Source organism: Pantoea wallisii, from assembly GCF_002095485.1.
Classification (GTDB): Bacteria; Pseudomonadota; Gammaproteobacteria; order Enterobacterales; family Enterobacteriaceae; genus Pantoea; species Pantoea wallisii.
On record NZ_MLFS01000005.1, the window covers coordinates 46618 to 63514 of the forward strand.

Consider the following 16897-nt stretch of genomic DNA (forward strand, 5'->3'; position numbering starts at 1 on the left):
AAAGTTATAAACAATGCATCTTTTATGCCTGAGTCACAGGTTGAGTTAAAGTGATTAAATTTCAATGCAGCATGAGTCATCTTCATGTTTTGTCACGTTCACGTGATCGCCCACCACAAAGCGCATGTTGAACTCACTACGCGGCCGGCGAAAATTCAGTATCATAGCCCTTCTGCCGCTTACCTGACTGAGTATCCTGCTGCTATGACCGAATACAACGCCCTGTTTTCACGGCTTACCACCACGCTGGCAGAAGCGAGCCGCACGCCGCTGTACAAACGCTTCGCCAGCGCCATCAAAGACGCGGTGCGCGACGGCACGCTGGTGCACGAAGAGATTCTGCCGGGCGAGCGTGAGTTCAGTCAGTCGCTAAGCATTTCACGCATTACCGTGCGTAAAGCGATGGATGAGCTGGAGCGGGAGGGCGTGGTGTTTCGCTCACGCGGCTACGGCACGCAAATTTGCAGCCAGTTCGAATACTCGCTGAAAGAGCCAAAAGGCCTGTCACAGCAAGCCGTCCTGCGCGGCAAAAAGCCCGATACGGTGTGGATCAATAAAAGCAAAATTCATTGCAACGCCGAAATTGGTGAGAAGCTGGGATTGAGCACGGGCAGCGATGTCTGGCTGCTGAAACGTATCCGGTATGTTGACCAACAGGCAGTCTCAGTGGAGGAGTCGTGGGTTCCGGCACGCTATATTGCCGATGCTGATGAGATCGGCATCTCCCTGTATGACTACTTTCGTCAGCGGCAGATCATGCCGGTGACCTCGCAAAGCAGAGTCAGCGCGCGAATGCCCGATGAGGCGCTGCAGCAGCAAATCGCCCTGCCCGCCACGGTGCCAGTGCTGGTGATAAAGCAGCTGGCGCTTGATGCGCAGGGCAATCCGCTGGAGTACAGCATCAGCTACTGCCGTAGCGATATGTACGTGTTTATTGCTGAGTGAGCCGCTGGTGCCAGTAGCTTTTTAGCGTCGCGCGATCCGGCGCACAGTCGCCGCCGCGCTGCGACACCACATAAGAAGCCACCGCGTTGCCCAGCGCCACGCTCTCTCCGAGTGACCAGCCGGATGCCAGCCCCGCCAGCACGCCACCGGCATGACTGTCACCGGCACCAATCGTGTCCACTACCGTCGTGGGCAGCGCCGGCACCCAGCGCTGTTCGTGCCCGTTGACGAAGCCCGCGCCCTCGCTGTCCAGTCGGACGACCATCGCACCGCCAAAACGGCGCTGCCACTCGGTCATCAGCTGCTGCGCATCAAAAGGCTCGGGCCGGCATAAGCGCTCGCGCCAAAGCAGCTCGGCCTCCTGCCTGTTCACTGTAATCAGTGGCTGCAGGGCCATAATCCGGTTGAACGCCGGCTGGCCAATATCCGCCAGTCGGGGACCAAAATCTACCAGCAGCTGATACGGCTGCACCTGTTGCTCCAGCCAGTCAATCAGCACCTCACCGCTCTTACTGGTGAGCTGATAGCCTGAGAGATAGATCCAGCGTCCGGCGGGCTGCGGCAGCGTGCCGAGCAGCGCCGCATCCCACTGGTTCTCCACACCGCTCACTGACAGAAATGTGCGTTCACCATCCGGTTCGACCAGCGCCAGGCACCAGCCGTTATCCCCTTTCGCCGTCTCCAGCACGCTATGGATGCCATATTCGTTCAGTTTCTGCCGCACGATAGTCGCCCAGATGCCACTCCCCAGCGGCAGCGCATTGATTGACGGGATCGCGAGGCGGTGCAGCGCAATCGCGACATTGAGCGCGCAGCCGCCGACGTTAACGCCCTGCTGATGTAGCTCAATATCACTGCCGCGGTGCGGCAGCGAGTACGCATCGGCAATCACATCGACCACGCTGCGCCAACCACGCAAACCGGCAGATGACCCGTTAGCCGGTCCAAATCATCAGGCGTCAGCATAAACAGCCTCGCGCTGCTGGCGGAAACGCACAAACGCACGGCTGTAGTGCGTGAAGTCCAGCCCATTTGCCGCATCCAGCTCCGCTTTCAGCTGTGGATCAATGCCATCAATGCCCTGCAGCGCACCGCAAATGGCAACCGCCATCGCACCGATGGTATCGGTGTCACCACCGAGGTTGGCACACAGAATGGCGCAACGATTGGGATCGGTTGCTGCCAGCTCCACCATCGCAATGGCCGCCGGCACTGATTCAATGGTGCCGGTGCCGGTGCCCACCAGATCATAAATCTGCTGCAGGGTGGATTCGACGCCCCTGCCCTGCGTAGCCACCTGAAGCGCCAGCTCAATGCGGGCTGCCATCGACGCGCTAAAGGTCGTCACGCGCTTCTCCTGTGCCGCCCGCGCAATGGCGGGTAACTCGTCGCGAATCGTTAGCCAGCTGGCACCCTCGATGGCACGCGATACGGCCCAGGCGATGGCTGTCGCACCGGCAATGGCGACATCCGATTTGTGCGTCGGGCTGGATGCCAGCGCCACGGCCTCAATGAATGCATCAAGATCGCGGGCGGGCAGCAGGCAACCCAGCGGTGACACGCGCATTGCGGCACCGTTGGTCATGCCATTGTTCTCCAGCTCTGCCACGGGCGTGCCGTTTTGCAGCGCCCGGAGGGCGATTTTCGATGTCGGGCCCAGCACATTTTTATTGAATGCATCGAACGCTTCAGCCCAGCGCAGAATATTGGCGCCGATGGTTTCAGCGTTGATTTCGCCCTCGTGACTGACAATGGCATCTGCCAATGCCAGCGCCATTGAGGTGTCATCCGTAAATTCCGCCCGCCCGAAGTAGCAGGCTGCGTTGTTCTCTGCCGGTCCCGGCAGGAAGCGGTCAATCCAGCCAAAGTGCTGTTTTACCCGACTGCGCGGCCACAGCTCCGAGGGCATGCCCATGGCATCGCCCAACGCCTGGCCATAGAACGCGCCTAAAATCCGTTTTTCCTGGTGAGTCATCGTCATGGTTACATCTCTTATTTATGGCTTTCAGCGGGAGCTGAATTTTCGAATGCGGTTAATTCATCGCTGCGTTTTTTACCGTCGCGGAACAGCACTATGAAAGCGAGGGTAATCAGGACAATCATTACGCTGCCAAACATCCACATCCCTGCCCAGTTGAAGGTCTGGCCGTTACGTGGCTGATCGTAAGCGAACATCTCCTGCATCAGATAGCCGCCAAGACGGTAGCCCAGCAGGCTGCCAATCCCCTGACAGGCCAGGGTAATCAGTCCCTGGGCAGCATTGCGCATCGCCACAGGTGCTTTCTTATCAACATAGATATAGGCGGTGATGAAGTAGAAGTCGTAACTGACACCGTGCAGCAGTATGCCCATGAACAGCAAGCCAAACGTCAGGATGTTCTGATCGCTGCCGAAGACAAAGAACACATAGCGCAGTGCCGCGGTTACCAGGCCCAGCAGCAGAACTTTGCCAATGCCGAACCGTTTGATGAAGAACGGTAACGCCAGCAGGAAGAAGATCTCCGAGACCTGCCCCAGCGTCATCCAGCCGGTTGCGTGCGGTAGTCCCACTTCGGTCAGATAGCCCTCGGCGAAGATGTAATAGAACGCCAGCGGCATGCTGAACAGGAACGAGCAGACAAAGAATACAAGGAAGCTGCGATCTTTCAACAGGTGCAGCGCATCCAGCCCCAGCGCAACGCGCAGGCTAAATTTGCCGGTGCTCTTCGGCTCGGTAGCGGGTAGCGTTAGCGCGAACAGGCCGAGTAACAGCGAGCTGGCTGCGGTAATCAGCAAAGGTACATTACTGGCCGAGATATCGCCGAAGCCGAGCAGAGGCGGCAGGAAACCGCAGGCGATACCCGAGGCAATCCAGCCTAAAGTGCCATCACGCGAATGCGTGGATAGTCGCGCTCAACGTCACCCACATGTGAGAAAGCGATACTGTTGGTGAGTGCAATGGTGGGCATGTAAGTGAGCGCATAGAGCAGCAACAGTGGGAAGAAGCCGCTGAAGTGAGTCTGCTGCGCGGCGAAAAACATCAGAACCGCGCCGGCAAGGGTGAGCAGTGACAGGACCTTTTGCGCCTGGAAGAAGCGGTCAGCCAGCGATCCCACCAGAATCGGCGACAGAATGGCAGCAATGGAGGTACAGGCATAGCACCAGGCAATCTCAACCGGCGAAAAACCGTTTTTACTGAGAAATGCCCACAGCGGCACAAACCATGCCCCCCATATGAACCACTCCAGGAACATCATAAAAGAAAGCTTTGGAATTATAGTTTTCATTGAATAGTACTCCCCGGTGTTGGTGAGCCCAATCTAACACCATAAACAATACCTTTATAATACCTTTAGCGGATAGTTTGAGCTGTGCCGCAATATTTTTAACCTATGGTTAACGGATACAAGCGCGGATTAGGGTGTTGCTGGCGGCTGTTCAGCAGAGCGTGTTGGCAGGCATGGCTGGCGACCCTGACGGGCCGCCATGACGCAGGAGAGGATATTTTACAGCGGCCGTCCGGAAAGGCGGCCTGGAGGAGCGTTACCGGTTCACCAGTTTTGCCGGCAGCGCAATCACCAGCAGAGAGCTGAGCAGCAGGCAAACCGCAAAGAACCACAGCGCGCCGTTACTGCTGCCGGTCAGATCCAGCGCCACGCCCATGACGGAGTTACTCACCAGGCCCGCAATGTTTGCGATGGAACAGGCCAGTGCAAATCCCGCTGCAGCAGCGGTGCCCTTCAGGAAGGTCGCGGGCAGGCTGAAGAATACCGGCACGGCACCAATGATCATCGCCTGGGCAATGGAGAACAGCAGCACGGTGATCGCGACGTTATGTGAAAAGAACGTGCTGGTCCCCATCGCTATCGCACCGATGATAAAGGGCACAATAATATGCCAGCGGCGTTCACGCATACGGTCAGAACTGGCGCCGATCGCCAGCATGCCAATCAGCGCCGCCAGACTGGGGATGGCCGTCAGGTAGCCAATAGTGGTGATATCCGTGGTGCCGGCATTTTTTATAAAGGTTGGCATCCAAAAGCCCATCGCGTATGCGCTCAGCAGAATGGAGAAATCGATGCCGCCCAGCATCACCACCCGGATATTCAGCAGCCCATCACGCAGACTGTGTTTGACCCCTTTGGCTTCGCTCTCATCACTCTCCAGTTCACGCAGCACCGCCTGCTTTTCACTGCTACTCAGCCAGCTGGCGCTCTCAACGCTGTTAGGCAGCAGCCAGAAGGTCATTACCCCCAGTAGCACGCTGGGCAAGCCTTCCAGTAAAAATAACCACTGCCAGCCGCGCATGCCGTAAGCCTCGTGAAAATGCCCCATGATCCAGCCGGAAAGCGGTCCGCCAATCAGGCTGGAGAGCGGCAGGCCGATCATAAATAGCGCGATGATGCGGCTGCGACGCCAGGAGGGAAACCATTTCGTCAGGTAGAACAGTACGCCCGGCAGAAAACCCGCCTCGGCGGCACCCAGGAAGAAGCGGATGATGTAGAACTGGGTGGCGGTTTGTACCAGCAGCGTGGCGGTAGAGAGCAATCCCCAGGTGATCATGATGCGGGCAATCCAGATTTTCGCCCCTACCCGCTGCAGAATCAGGTTACTCGGCACTTCAAACAGAATGTAACCGACAAAAAACAGTCCGGCACCTAAGCCAAATGCCGTTTCGCTCAGCGCCAGATCGCTGGCCATTTGCAGCTTCGCCAGCCCGATATTAATGCGATCGAGATAGGCTGCGAGATAACACAGACAGAGAAATGGGATCAGCTTCCAGGTGATTTTGCGATAAATCGAAGCAGTGTCCTCAGCTGCCAGCGCAGCAGGACGGGTTGAAACGTCAGTCATGGTGTTCTCCGGGCGCAATAACCCCGTCAGGATATGTTGTTATGCGTTTCAGCCTGCGCCGAAACGGGCTATGGGTGCGCACTCCGTGCAGGTGAAACGCGCCCTCAGCGGGCGCTAAACTTCCCGAGATACTCCAGCGCTGCGGCTCTACTCACCACATCGCCATATTTACTGTCGATATCAAACAAATTGGCCTGGTGCGGCGCATCGTGACGGTCGCCTACGCATTCACGCACCACCATGGCGCGGAAGCCATACTGCAGGGCATCCACTGCGCTGGCACGAATGCAGCCGCTGGTGGAACAGCCAGCCATCAGTACCGTATCAACGCCCTCCGCCACCAGCAGCGATGCCAGAGACGTGCCAAAAAATGCGCTGGCGTACTGTTTTGTGATTACCACTTCCTCTGCCAGTGGCTGTACGCCAGGGCAAAAATCCGCCAGCGGATTGCCTTCAACCATGTCACGCATAACCGGCGCTTTCTGCACCCAGATTCCGCCATCCCGCTGGTGCCCAGGGTGATAGCGAATCTGCGTGTGGATCACCGGGATACCGCACTGGCGCGCAGCCGCCAGCAACTGCTCAGCCTGCACCACAGCCTCTGTCACGCCGGGCGCATACAGCGGAGCCCCTGGCGTGGTGTAACCCTGCAGAAAATCGATCATCAGCAGGGCCGGACGCTGTCCAAAACCGATGCGGTTGCCCCAGACGCCGGCGTAGTTGTCACTCACACTCTGGCTCATTGCGTGCTCCTTACCAGGCACCGGAGAGCAGCGCGCCTGCGCCCGGCACGACCGGCTCCAGCTCCAGCGCTTTCAGCAGCGCATAGGTGGTGGCGATCGCCGCAGTGATCACGGGTTTACCGGTTTGCGCTTCGACGCGGGCCACAGCCGCCAGCGACGGCATCTGTACACAGGCTGAAAGCACTACAACATCCACCTCGTCCAGCGCCATATCGGCAACAATGCCGGGCAGATTTGCCGTATCGTGTTGAGCGACGGCGAGATTATCGGCAATTTCCAGCGCGCGCCACTGTTTCACCTCAATCCCTTCACGCTGGATATAATCGACCACCAGTTCGGTAAGCGGCTTCATATAGGGCGCCACCAGCGCGATCTTTTTTGCGCCCATGATATGTAACGCATCAACCAGCGCTCCGGCACTGGTGATCACGGGCGCCAGCGCAGCGTTTTCACGCGTGACGGCGGTGAGCCGCTGCTGCGACTGACGGTGGTAACCCGGCCCCATCGCCATAATCGCCACCAGGCAGGCGTAGCCCAGCACATCCACGCGCGCATCTGAGAGCTCCAGTGCACAGCGATCGGACTCCTTATCCATTGCCGCCAGCTCATCTTTGTTAACGTGCTTCATGCGCATCCGACTGGAGTGAAAGGTAAAGCGCTCCGGGCGGATCATCTGGCGCGCCTGCAGCATCGCAGGAATTTCTGTTTCCATGGTGATGTTTGAACTCGGTACAATCTGGCCGATACGGTAGGTGCGCGTCATGATTGGGTCTCCGTGTGCAGAGGTGCGCCAAGAAAGTTGCCGAAAGCCTGGAAGAACCCGCTGAAGTCATCCCACGGGATCATATGCCCCGCATCGGGCACATGTGTAATGGTGATATCCGGACAGAGTTCGCGGATCTCCGCTTCATCTTCCGGCTGAATTACCCCGCCTTTACCCGCCACCATCAGTAGCGTTTTTGCCGGCAGCTGGCGGAAGTATTGATGGATATCGAGCTGGTGAAAATCGTCGTAGGCGCGGCGAATCGCCGGCTCATAGCAGGTGTGCAGCCACTCGGCGCGCAGCTGGCGCTGTGTTTCGCTCCAGCTCGGGCAATATTTTTTCATCGCTTCGGCGTCCATACCGCTGATCGCTTCACGGATCGAGTCCTGATACCACGGCCACTGGCCCGGATAGAGACGACGGCCGGGTCCGGACACCGGCGGATCGATCAGCGAGAGCGACAGCACGCCATCAGGCTGCTTCACCGCCGCCCGCATAATAAACCGGGCACCCATTGAGTGGCCGACCAGGTGATAACGGTGCAGTCCAAGCGCCTCTGCAAAAGCATTGATGTCATCGGCACAGCTCTCCATGCCGTAATCCAGCCCTTCCCCGCTGTCGGATAAACCGCGACCGCGCACATCGAGCACCCATGTATCAAAATGGCAGGCAAAAATTTCAGCCACAAAGCCCCAGGTGATGGCCGGGCTGGTAATGCCGGGCACCAGAATCAGCGTGGGCCCTGCTCCGCCGTAGCGCAGATAGTGTTGGCGGATGCCATTAGCCTGCACCTGGCCGCCGCAGACGAGCCGGCTCATGATGTCACCTCGCTCTTCAGCGGCGCGGCAAATACGTCGTAGCCGTAAACCCAGGCAGGATCTTCCTGCGCACGCAGGAACGTGTTGGCATTGGAAACGGCCTGCACGCGCGAGGCACGCTCTTTGCGGTTGGCTTCATACAGACGAAACGCGGTGGCGTAATCGCTTAAACCGGTCTCTGTCAGGCAGCGGGTTAACATTGCGGCATCCTCAATGGCCATTGCGGCCCCCTGCGCCATATGCGGTTTCATGGGGTGGCAGGCATCACCGAGCAGGACAATGCGCCCTTCGCTCCAGACCGGCAGCGGTTTACGATTCAGCAGCGGCCATTTGGTCACTGACTCGCTGCACTCAATCAGGGCCTGCACCACCGGATGATAGTGACCAAAGGTTTCCAGCATCTCCTGCTGGCTGCTGTCAACGAAGCTGCCTTTGATATCCCATGCCGGATGGGGCACGCCGGAGACGTAGTAATACTCATCACGCGCTTTGGTGGTGTAGTAGACCATCAGATGGCGATCTTCCGACCACCATTTCACGCAATCTTCGAAACTGAGGTTGTACTTGCGCAGCTGCTCGCCGCGAATCAGCGCCCGATGCGCGACCCAGCCACTGTACGTGGGCGCTTCCACCCCCAGCAGATGCTCACGCAGCTTAGAGTTGATGCCGTCCGCGCCAATCACAATGTCTGCACGCGCTTCGCTACCATCCTGGAAACGCAGCACCACATCACTGCCGCTGTCCTCCACGCTGCTCAGGCACTTGCCAAATTGCACGCTTCCGGGCTGCAGGCTGGTCATCTGCATGGCCTGCAGATCGCCGCGATGCACGGTCACGTAGGCGGCGCCATACTCTTTGCGCGCCCAGGCACCAAGCGGGATACGCGACAGATAATCACCGGTTTCGCCATCACGGCTGAACCAGAAATCCGGATGCGAAGCGAGATCCTCCAGCTGCTGCTCTATGCCCATGCGGCGGAACACTTTGAGCACATTTGGCCCCATGTGGATACCGGCGCCAAGGCGCGCAAAGGCCGGGCTCTGCTCATAGACCGTAACGTTAAAACCCGCTTTCTGTAACAGCGAACCAGCAGCGAGGCCGCCCAGTCCGGCGCCAATCACTGCAATGTGTTTCATATTGCTCATAGTTTCCTCTCAAAACCGATGCTGATTTGAAAGTACACGCCACGTTCGCTGCCGAATGGCCGGCCTGTTTTTATAGTGTGTACACTTTATTAATTGAGGTCAGGTGCGGATGAATTGCAAGCGTATTTTCCGCAATAACTGGATAATATGATGTTAATCACAGCCTGATAACAAGGTTAAATAGGCTTTTCTTATGACAAAAAGAAATGCTTGCACTCCTCTTTGCAACACGTCTATAACAAATATATCTAGCGTATTCGCTATAAAAAGCTGGTTTTTTAACCGGCACATATGTCTGACATCACACCGAGAGGAAACCGCAATGGCAGTGAATCAAAGTCAGCTGGGGCAGATGTTTGAGCAGGTTTTGCGTTTGTCTAACGTCGATGCCACCCAGAGCGTCGCCATCCTGAAAAGTCACTATTCCGATGCACGAACCGTGCAGGCGGCAACCGATGCTGCACTACGACTGGGCGCGAAGGTGTATAGCGTTGAGCTTCCGGCGTTTAACCATCCGACCGCGATGGGTAACGATATGACCGCCTACTGCGGCGATACGGCACTGACCGGTAATATTGCCGCCCAGCGCGCGCTGGAAGCGGCCGACCTGATTGTCGATACCATGATGTTGCTGCACTCACCGGAGCAGGAGCAGATCCTTAAAACCGGCACGCGCATCCTGCTGGCAGTTGAACCGCCGGAAGTATTGGCACGCATGTTGCCTTGTGAAGAGGATAAGTCGCGCGTGCTGGCGGCAGCGGCGGTGCTGGAAAAAGCGCGCATGATGACGGTGACGTCGCAGGCGGGCAGCGATTTCCGTGCGCCGCTGGGTCAATATCCGACCGTGACCGAATACGGTTTTGCCGATGAGCCAGGACGCTGGGATCACTGGCCAAGCGGGTTTCTCTTCACCTGGCCGAACGAGGATCAGGCTGAAGGTGTGCTGGTGCTGGAAGTGGGCGACATCCTGTTGCCGTTTAAATCTTATGCCCGCGAACGCATTACGCTGGAGATTGAGAAAGGCTTTGTGACCCAAATTCACGGTGGCTTTGAGGCGGAGTATCTGCGCGATTACATGCGCTACTTCAACGATCCGGAAGTGTATGGTATTTCGCACATCGGCTGGGGTTTACAGCCGCGCGCGCAGTGGACGGCTATGGGTCTGCACGACAAAAACGACGGCATGTGTATGGATGCCCGCGCCTTTTACGGCAACTTCCTGTTCTCCACCGGACCGAATACCGAAGTCGGCGGCAAGCGTAAAACGCCGTGCCACATGGATATCGCTCTGCGCCGTTGCGACATCAAAGTGGATGATTTGCTGGTGGTAGCAGAAGGCGAAGTGGTGGCCCCGGAAGCGTCACGCGCGCGTTAAAAGTTACGCAGGGAACGGCTGTCAGCGCAGTGACAATGCATTACACTGCCTGGCAGTTTCCGGGAAAAAGGACCAGCGCATGCCGCAACAGCAGGTTACGCCAGCAGATGAGAACTACGACTACACCGAGCAGGTTGGCCATCTGCTGCGCAAAGTGTATCAGCGCCATGTGGCGATCTTTCAGCAACACATGGGTGACGCACAGATTACCGCCGTGCAATTCATTACCCTTTGTGCGCTGCGCGATCACGGTGCGAGCGCCCAGAACGATCTGGTGCGCTATACCGCTGTCGATCAGGCCACCATTCGTGGCGTGGTGGAGCGCCTTAAGGCACGCGATTTAGTCAGTCTGGGGCCCGATCCCACCGACAAACGCAAAGTGATCGTGATGCTGACAGAAGCAGGCCACAGCCTGATCAACAGTACCACTGACAACGCCATGCACATCACCGAGATGACTTACGGGCAGCTGAATCCAGCCGAACGCGTTGCGCTGATTTATCTGCTGAAGAAAATGCTGGACGATACGAGCCAGCCATAGTCCGGGGCGCATGAGCCGCCTCGGTAAGGCGGTTAACAATGAAAATGCTGGCACCACACTCTGCCACACCGGTTTCACCTGCACATCTGCACGCTTACCCGCTTGAGGTTAACGGCAAAACCCATCAGGTCACCAGCTATCGCGATACGTCGCTGCTGCTGGTGCTCCGTAATGAACTCCAGCTTAATGGCCCGAAATATGGCTGTGGCTTGGGTGAGTGCGGCGCCTGCACTGTGCTGATCGAAGGCGTTGCCGCGCGATCCTGCGTGATTCCGGCGTATGGCGTGCGCCAGCGCGCTATTACTACGCTGGAAGGTCTGGGCACACGCGATGCGTTACATCCGGTACAGCAGGCTTTTATCGAGGCGCAGGCAGCGCAGTGCGGATACTGCCTTAATGGCATGATCATGACCACCGCCGCGCTGCTACGCGCGCACCCCTGCCCTGACGATCAACAGATTCGCGCCGCACTGAGCGGTAATCTGTGCCGTTGCGGTACCCATCAGGAGATCCTCTGTGCGGTCAGACGCGCCATTACGCTCTGTCTGCAACAGACGGAGGCGGCGCCATGAGCCGTGCTGCACTGCCCACCCGGCAACAGCTGATGACGGCTGACAATGTGCTGCTGGTTGTCGATGAGATACAGCCGCCGCCCGGTCTGGTGCCTAAAGGCCAGACGCCCAGGCTCAAAGCCAAAGAGCTGGCGCTGTTTGTGGCAATAGATGAAACGGGCGAGGTGCTGGCATTTAATGGTCATGTCGATCTCGGCACCGGCGTTAAAACCGCGCTGACGCAAATCGTCGCCGAAGAGCTGAATCTGCGTATGGACCAGGTGCAGATGGTGCTGGGCGACACGCTGCGTACCCCTAATCAGGGCGCAACGATTGCCAGCGCCACGCTACAGATCTCTGCCATACCGCTGCGTAAAGCGGCAGCTACCGCGCGTCACTGGTTACAGCAGCAGGCCGCCGCGCACTGGCAGATAGCGACCGACACGCTCAAAATGAACGATGGCTGTGTGTGCCATCCTGACGGCGCACAGTTGCCGTTCAGTGCGCTGGTAAACGGTCAGCGCACGCAGCTCACGCTTGATCATGAAGTGGCACTGAAACCCGCCAGCGAATACCGGTTAGTGGGCACCAGCTCACCGCGTGTCGACATCCCCGCTAAAGCCACCGGTGAGCTAACCTGGGTTCACGATTTGCGCGTTCCCGATATGTTGCACGGCCGCGTTATCCGCCCGCCGTATGCCGGATATGATACCGGCAGCTTTGTCGGGACCTCGTTACTGAGCGTGGATGAGGACTCCATCGCGCATCTGGAAGGCATCGTTAAAGTGGTACAAATCGCCGATTTTGTCGGCGTGGTAGCGGAGCGCGAGGAGCAGGCGATTGCCGCCATGGAAGCCCTTCAGGTGCGCTGGAAACCGTGGGAACACAACCTGCCCGATCTGCGCGATATTGAGACAGCCATTCGTGATAACCCGCGATCGTCGCGCGTCGTACATGACACGGGCGACGTAGATGCAGCGCTGGAAAACCTCGCGCAGCGGTTCACCCGCAGCTACGTCTGGCCCTATCAGCTGCATGGCTCCATCGGGCCCTCCTGCGCAGTGGCCGATTATCAGCCGCACGCCCTGCAGGTCTGGAGCGGTACGCAGAACCCGCATCTGCTGCGGGCCGATCTGGCCTGGCTGCTGACGTACCCCGAAGAGGCCATTAACGTTAACCGTATGGAGGCGGCCGGCTGCTATGGTCGCAACTGTGCGGATGATGTGGCAGCCGATGCCGCACTGCTCTCACGCGCCGTTGGCCGTCCGGTGCGTGTTCAGCTAACGCGCGCGCAGGAGCATGTCTGGGAGCCTAAAGGCACGGCGCAACTGATGGATGTGGATGGCGGGCTGGACGCGAATGGCCATCCACAGGTGTACGATTTCACGACCTCTTATCCCTCAAACGGGGCGCCCACGTTAGCGCTGCTGCTCACCGGGCGCGTCGATCCCGTGGCACTGGCCTATGAGATGGGCGATCGCACCTCGATCCCACCGTACGATTTCCCGCATATGCGCGTCACCATCGAGGATATGGCGCCGATCGTGCGCGCCTCCTGGATGCGCGGCGTTTCGGCGCTGCCCAATACCTTTGCTCATGAATCCTATATGGATGAGCTGGCGCATGCGGCGGGCGTCGATCCGGTCGACTACCGCCTGCGCTATATCCAGGATGAGCGGGCCGCCGAACTGATTCGATCTACGGCAGCGCGGGCCGACTGGACGCCGCGCAGCGAGATTCAGCAAACCCCTTGTGAGCCCGGCATTTTGCGCGGACGTGGATTTGCCTATGCGCGCTATATTCACAGTAAGTTCCCCGGCTTTGGCGCGGCCTGGGCGGCCTGGGTTGCGGATGTCGCGATTGATAAACAGAGCGGGGAAATTGCCGTCACGCGGATTACCGTGGGCCATGATGCCGGCATGATGGTGAACCCTGAAGGGGTAAAGCATCAGATTCACGGCAACGTTATCCAATCCACCAGCCGCGTACTGAAAGAGCAGGTGACGATTGAGAGCAACCTGATCGCCAGTCAGGAGTGGGGCAGCTACCCGATTCTGACGTTTCCGGAGGTCCCGGATATCGATGTGATGATGGTGCCGCGCCCTTCTGAACCACCGCTTGGAGCCGGGGAGTCCGCTGCGGTACCCAGCGCTGCTGCGATTGCTAACGCGGTGTTTGATGCCACCGGTATACGCTTCCGCGAACTGCCTATCACCTCGGACAAACTGCGCCAGGCCCTGAACGGTCCGGATCCCCAGCCGGAGCCGCAACTGGCTGCGCCCGCGCCCTCCTCACGCCGCAGCAGTAAAAAGTGGCTGGCCGGCGGCGCAGTCGGCTTAATCGGCGCGGCGGTAGGCGTTGCTATCAATGCCCTGCCGTGGCGTGCGCCCATTGCGCCCGTCACGCCGCCTGCCGCTGGCAGCTGGTCTGCGGAGATGCTGGAGCGGGGTCGCCAGGTCGCGGCGGCTGGCGACTGCGCGGTGTGTCACACCACTGAAGGCGGCGCGATCAATGCCGGTGGTCTGAAGATGGACACGCCGTTTGGCACGCTCTACACCACAAATATTACGCCGGATAAAAAAACCGGCATCGGCAGCTGGTCGTTTAACGCGTTTGACCGCGCTATGCGCCAGGGCATCAGCCGCGATGGCCACCATCTCTATCCGGCATTCCCTTACACCAGCTTCCGTCAGCTTAATGAAGGCGATATGCAGGCGCTCTATGCCTATCTGATGTCACAGCCGGCAGTGGCGCAGACGCAGCCGGAAAACCAGATGCGCTTTCCCTTTAATCTGCGTTTCCTGATGGCGGGCTGGAATACCCTGTTTCTGGCAACCGGTGAATATCAGTCCGATCCAGGTAAAAGCGCGCAGTGGAACCGTGGCGCTTACCTGGTGAATGGCGCCGGGCACTGCGGGGCCTGTCACTCGCCACGTAACGCGCTGGGGGCGGAAAAAGGCGGGCCGCAATTCCTGGCCGGAGGCTGGGTTGATGGCTGGGAAGCGCCCGCGCTGAATCAGCTGAGCAAATCTCCGCAGCCATGGAGCGCAGAAACGCTCTACAATTATCTGCGCACCGGCTATGACGACAAACATGGCGTTGCTGCCGGCCCGATGGCGCCGGTGGTCAGCCACCTCGCGACGCTGCCGGAAGCGGATGTGCGAGCGATGGCGCACTATCTGGCGGATATCAACGGTCAATCCGCGGTAGAGGTCACGCCCGCGCCCGCTGTACAGCCACCGGCGGGGAGTAGTGCGGCGGGGGAACGTCTGTTTAAAGGCGCGTGTCAGGCGTGCCACAGCGCCAGCGAAGGTGGACCCACGCTGTTTGGTGTGAGTCCCTCAATGGCGAACAGTAGCAGCCTGACCAGCGCAACGCCGGATAACCTGTTACAGGTAGTGCTACACGGGATTGATAAACCTGCAACGGATGCGCTGGGCTATATGCCTGGCTTTTCCGCCAGCCTGTCGGATAAGCAGGTGGCCGATATCGCCGCCTGGCTGCGTCAGCGCTATGCACCCAATGAACCCGCGTGGAGAGATCTGACGCAAAAAGTTGCGCAGGTGCGCGCAAACCCAGGCAGTCACTGAATTGGAGGATCGCCATGCACTCGCTTGATCAACAGGTGATCGAACAGGCGCTGAACTGGCTGCAACGCGGCAAAACAGTATGGCTGTGCACGGTATTGCACAGCTGGGGATCGGCCCCGCGCGCGCCGGGCGCGATGCTGGTGGCGGATGGAGAAGGAAACTGGCAGGGATCGCTCTCCGGGGGCTGTATCGAAGAGGACTTTCTGATGAGGCTGCGTCAGGGCGCCTGGCAGCGCTGTAGCGAGCGCGTACGCTATGGCGGGGATGGCCTCACCTCACCGGTACAACTGCCCTGTGGCGGCGTGCTGGACGTGCTGGTGGAGCGTTTTACAGCGCAGCCGGATGCGCTGGCCCTGTTCGGGGCGATGCAGAGCGCTTTACAAGGCGGTCCGCTACTGGCGCGCTATGTCTCTCCCGGCATCAGCCATGAGTGGCAGCATGTCCCTGCGTTGCCGGTACTTCGTTATGACGATGACAGCGTAGTTGTGCCGGTTGGCGCAGTGCATACCGTGATCATTGCCGGCTACTCATCTGTCGCAGCGGATAGCATCCGCTTTGCCCTGATGCTCGGGTTCAACGTCGTGGTCTGTGAGCATCGCGAAGCAGAATTTGCCCAGCTTTGCCGTAGCGTAACGGCCAGTGATAATTTGTTATGTGTTCAGCTGCATCCGGCGCGTTATCTGGCGCAGCACGGAGCATCCGCTGCAACGGCAATTCTCTGTCTGACCCACGATCCCCGCGTTGACGATCTCACCCTGATGGAAGCCGTACATACCGAGGCGTTCTATATTGGCGCGATGGGTTCCGTAAAGAACAGCCAGCGCAGGTTGCAGCGCCTGGCGGCTATTGAAGAGCTCTCTGCGCAGGATCTGGCGCGTATTCATGCGCCGGTGGGATTGCCGATTGGCAGTAAGACACCGGCGGAGATCGCGCTGGCAACGCTGGCCGATATCGTGCGTGTCAAAAATGGCGTGGCGCAGATGCAGGAAGATCGGCATCACGCGTGACGCCCGCATGCCCCTCCAGCAGGGTAAGCTGCGCGGTATTCAGAAGCGTTCGCGCGCCCGTATCGCCCTGCAGCATGCTCAGCGTGGCGTACCAGCTGGCAGCAAAGCCGACCGGATGTCCTGGCTGTTGCTGCCAGGTTAGCCTGACTTGACTGGCACCCTGCTGCAGCGCCCTGGCAACGCGCAGATGATCTTCTGCTGTCACCCAAGCCATATCACCCGGCTGAATCAGCCAGCCGCGCCAGTGTGGCGTTTCACGCACGGCAGCGGCAATGCTTTCACCGCTGCCGGCGCTCTCAAGGCAAATTATCCGGATGCCGGCCTGCTGCGCCAGCTGATGTATTGCATGATAGCCCGGGCGGGTTACCAGAATCAGCGGTAATCCGCTGCGCTTTGCCTGATCGATCGTGAATTTCAGTAGCGGCTGTGCCACACCGAACGCATCCGGATAAGGTGCCAGCAGCTTATTGCCCTGCCCGCCCGCCTGCTGAAAACGCGTACCCAAACCTGCGGCAAGGATGATAATACCTGGAGAGTGCATGTGAGGATCGCTGAAAGGAGTAGAGGCGCACATTATTGCGCGCCC

General features: G+C 58.8%; 13 protein-coding genes and 2 pseudogenes. 6 read left to right on the forward strand and 9 right to left on the reverse strand.

Annotation, left to right across the window (positions count from 1 at the left end; genetic code table 11):
• Positions 1-204: 204 nt before the first annotated feature.
• Positions 205-945 (forward strand): GntR family transcriptional regulator, encoded by a 741-nt coding sequence (locus HA48_RS02970; RefSeq protein WP_128599768.1) that lies wholly within the window; start codon positions 205-207, stop codon positions 943-945.
• Here the strand turns inward: HA48_RS02970 and HA48_RS02975 are convergent.
• The 8 genes and pseudogenes from HA48_RS02975 to HA48_RS03010 form a co-directional block, all read right to left on the reverse strand.
• Positions 932-1911 (reverse strand): annotated as a pseudogene (locus tag HA48_RS02975) (PfkB family carbohydrate kinase). The gene HA48_RS02970 and the pseudogene HA48_RS02975 sit on opposite strands and share 14 nt — an antisense overlap.
• Complete coding sequence (locus tag HA48_RS02980) at positions 1898-2926, reverse strand: ADP-ribosylglycohydrolase family protein (RefSeq protein ID WP_128599711.1); 1029 nt, start codon at positions 2924-2926, stop codon at positions 1898-1900. Before HA48_RS02980 ends, HA48_RS02975 begins: the two are co-directional and overlap by 14 nt.
• 11 nt (positions 2927-2937) lie before the next feature.
• Positions 2938-4211 (reverse strand): annotated as a pseudogene (locus tag HA48_RS02985) (nucleoside permease).
• Between the two features lie 256 nt (positions 4212-4467).
• Positions 4468-5778: an MFS transporter gene (locus HA48_RS02990; RefSeq protein WP_128599712.1), complete on the reverse strand. Its 1311-nt coding sequence runs from the start codon at positions 5776-5778 to the stop codon at positions 4468-4470.
• 104 nt (positions 5779-5882) lie between these two features.
• Positions 5883-6521, reverse strand: a complete 639-nt coding sequence (locus tag HA48_RS02995; RefSeq protein WP_128599713.1) for an N-carbamoylsarcosine amidohydrolase — start codon at positions 6519-6521, stop codon at positions 5883-5885.
• A 10-nt stretch (positions 6522-6531) separates the two neighbouring features.
• Entirely contained in the window at positions 6532-7284 is a 753-nt protein-coding gene (locus HA48_RS03000) for a maleate cis-trans isomerase family protein (protein WP_128599714.1), read from the reverse strand.
• Entirely contained in the window at positions 7281-8102 is an 822-nt protein-coding gene (locus HA48_RS03005) for an alpha/beta fold hydrolase (RefSeq protein WP_128599715.1), read from the reverse strand. Before HA48_RS03005 ends, HA48_RS03000 begins: the two co-directional genes overlap by 4 nt.
• Positions 8099-9247, reverse strand: a complete 1149-nt coding sequence (locus HA48_RS03010) for an FAD-dependent monooxygenase (RefSeq protein WP_128599716.1) — start codon at positions 9245-9247, stop codon at positions 8099-8101. Before HA48_RS03010 ends, HA48_RS03005 begins: the two co-directional genes overlap by 4 nt.
• Before the next feature lie 322 nt (positions 9248-9569).
• Between HA48_RS03010 and HA48_RS03015 the strand changes: the two genes are divergently transcribed.
• From HA48_RS03015 to HA48_RS03035, 5 genes are all read left to right on the forward strand, one after another.
• Entirely contained in the window at positions 9570-10622 is a 1053-nt protein-coding gene (locus HA48_RS03015) for a 2,5-dihydroxypyridine 5,6-dioxygenase (RefSeq protein WP_128599717.1), read from the forward strand.
• 79 nt (positions 10623-10701) lie between these two features.
• Positions 10702-11163, forward strand: a complete 462-nt coding sequence (locus HA48_RS03020; RefSeq protein ID WP_128599718.1) for a MarR family winged helix-turn-helix transcriptional regulator — start codon at positions 10702-10704, stop codon at positions 11161-11163.
• 38 nt (positions 11164-11201) lie between these two features.
• The gene (locus tag HA48_RS03025) at positions 11202-11735 is read left to right on the forward strand and encodes a (2Fe-2S)-binding protein (protein ID WP_128599719.1); all 534 of its coding nucleotides are present in this window, start codon (positions 11202-11204) and stop codon (positions 11733-11735) included.
• Positions 11732-15304, forward strand: a complete 3573-nt coding sequence (locus HA48_RS03030) for a molybdopterin cofactor-binding domain-containing protein (protein WP_128599720.1) — start codon at positions 11732-11734, stop codon at positions 15302-15304. Before HA48_RS03025 ends, HA48_RS03030 begins: the two co-directional genes overlap by 4 nt.
• 14 nt (positions 15305-15318) lie before the next feature.
• A complete protein-coding gene (locus tag HA48_RS03035) occupies positions 15319-16311 on the forward strand; it encodes an XdhC family protein (protein ID WP_128599721.1) in 993 nt (330 codons plus the stop codon).
• On the opposite strand, the gene HA48_RS03040 is transcribed toward HA48_RS03035, so the two are convergent.
• Positions 16265-16852, reverse strand: coding sequence for a nucleotidyltransferase family protein (locus HA48_RS03040; RefSeq protein WP_244182789.1), 588 nt, complete (start codon positions 16850-16852; stop codon positions 16265-16267). The genes HA48_RS03035 and HA48_RS03040 overlap by 47 nt on opposite strands.
• Between the last annotated feature and the right edge of the window lie 45 nt (positions 16853-16897).

Coding starts and splice junctions, on each gene's coding strand:
- HA48_RS02970 (WP_128599768.1), top strand. CDS start 205: ATGACCGAATACAACGCCCTGTTTTCACGGCTTACCACCACGCTGGCA.
- HA48_RS03005 (WP_128599715.1), bottom strand. CDS start 8,102: ATGAGCCGGCTCGTCTGCGGCGGCCAGGTGCAGGCTAATGGCATCCGC.
- HA48_RS03025 (WP_128599719.1), top strand. CDS start 11,202: ATGAAAATGCTGGCACCACACTCTGCCACACCGGTTTCACCTGCACAT.
- HA48_RS03010 (WP_128599716.1), bottom strand. CDS start 9,247: ATGAGCAATATGAAACACATTGCAGTGATTGGCGCCGGACTGGGCGGC.
- HA48_RS03040 (WP_244182789.1), bottom strand. CDS start 16,852: ATGCACTCTCCAGGTATTATCATCCTTGCCGCAGGTTTGGGTACGCGT.
- HA48_RS03030 (WP_128599720.1), top strand. CDS start 11,732: ATGAGCCGTGCTGCACTGCCCACCCGGCAACAGCTGATGACGGCTGAC.
- HA48_RS03000 (WP_128599714.1), bottom strand. CDS start 7,284: ATGACGCGCACCTACCGTATCGGCCAGATTGTACCGAGTTCAAACATC.
- HA48_RS03035 (WP_128599721.1), top strand. CDS start 15,319: ATGCACTCGCTTGATCAACAGGTGATCGAACAGGCGCTGAACTGGCTG.
- HA48_RS02995 (WP_128599713.1), bottom strand. CDS start 6,521: ATGAGCCAGAGTGTGAGTGACAACTACGCCGGCGTCTGGGGCAACCGC.
- HA48_RS03020 (WP_128599718.1), top strand. CDS start 10,702: ATGCCGCAACAGCAGGTTACGCCAGCAGATGAGAACTACGACTACACC.
- HA48_RS02990 (WP_128599712.1), bottom strand. CDS start 5,778: ATGACTGACGTTTCAACCCGTCCTGCTGCGCTGGCAGCTGAGGACACT.
- HA48_RS02980 (WP_128599711.1), bottom strand. CDS start 2,926: ATGACGATGACTCACCAGGAAAAACGGATTTTAGGCGCGTTCTATGGC.
- HA48_RS03015 (WP_128599717.1), top strand. CDS start 9,570: ATGGCAGTGAATCAAAGTCAGCTGGGGCAGATGTTTGAGCAGGTTTTG.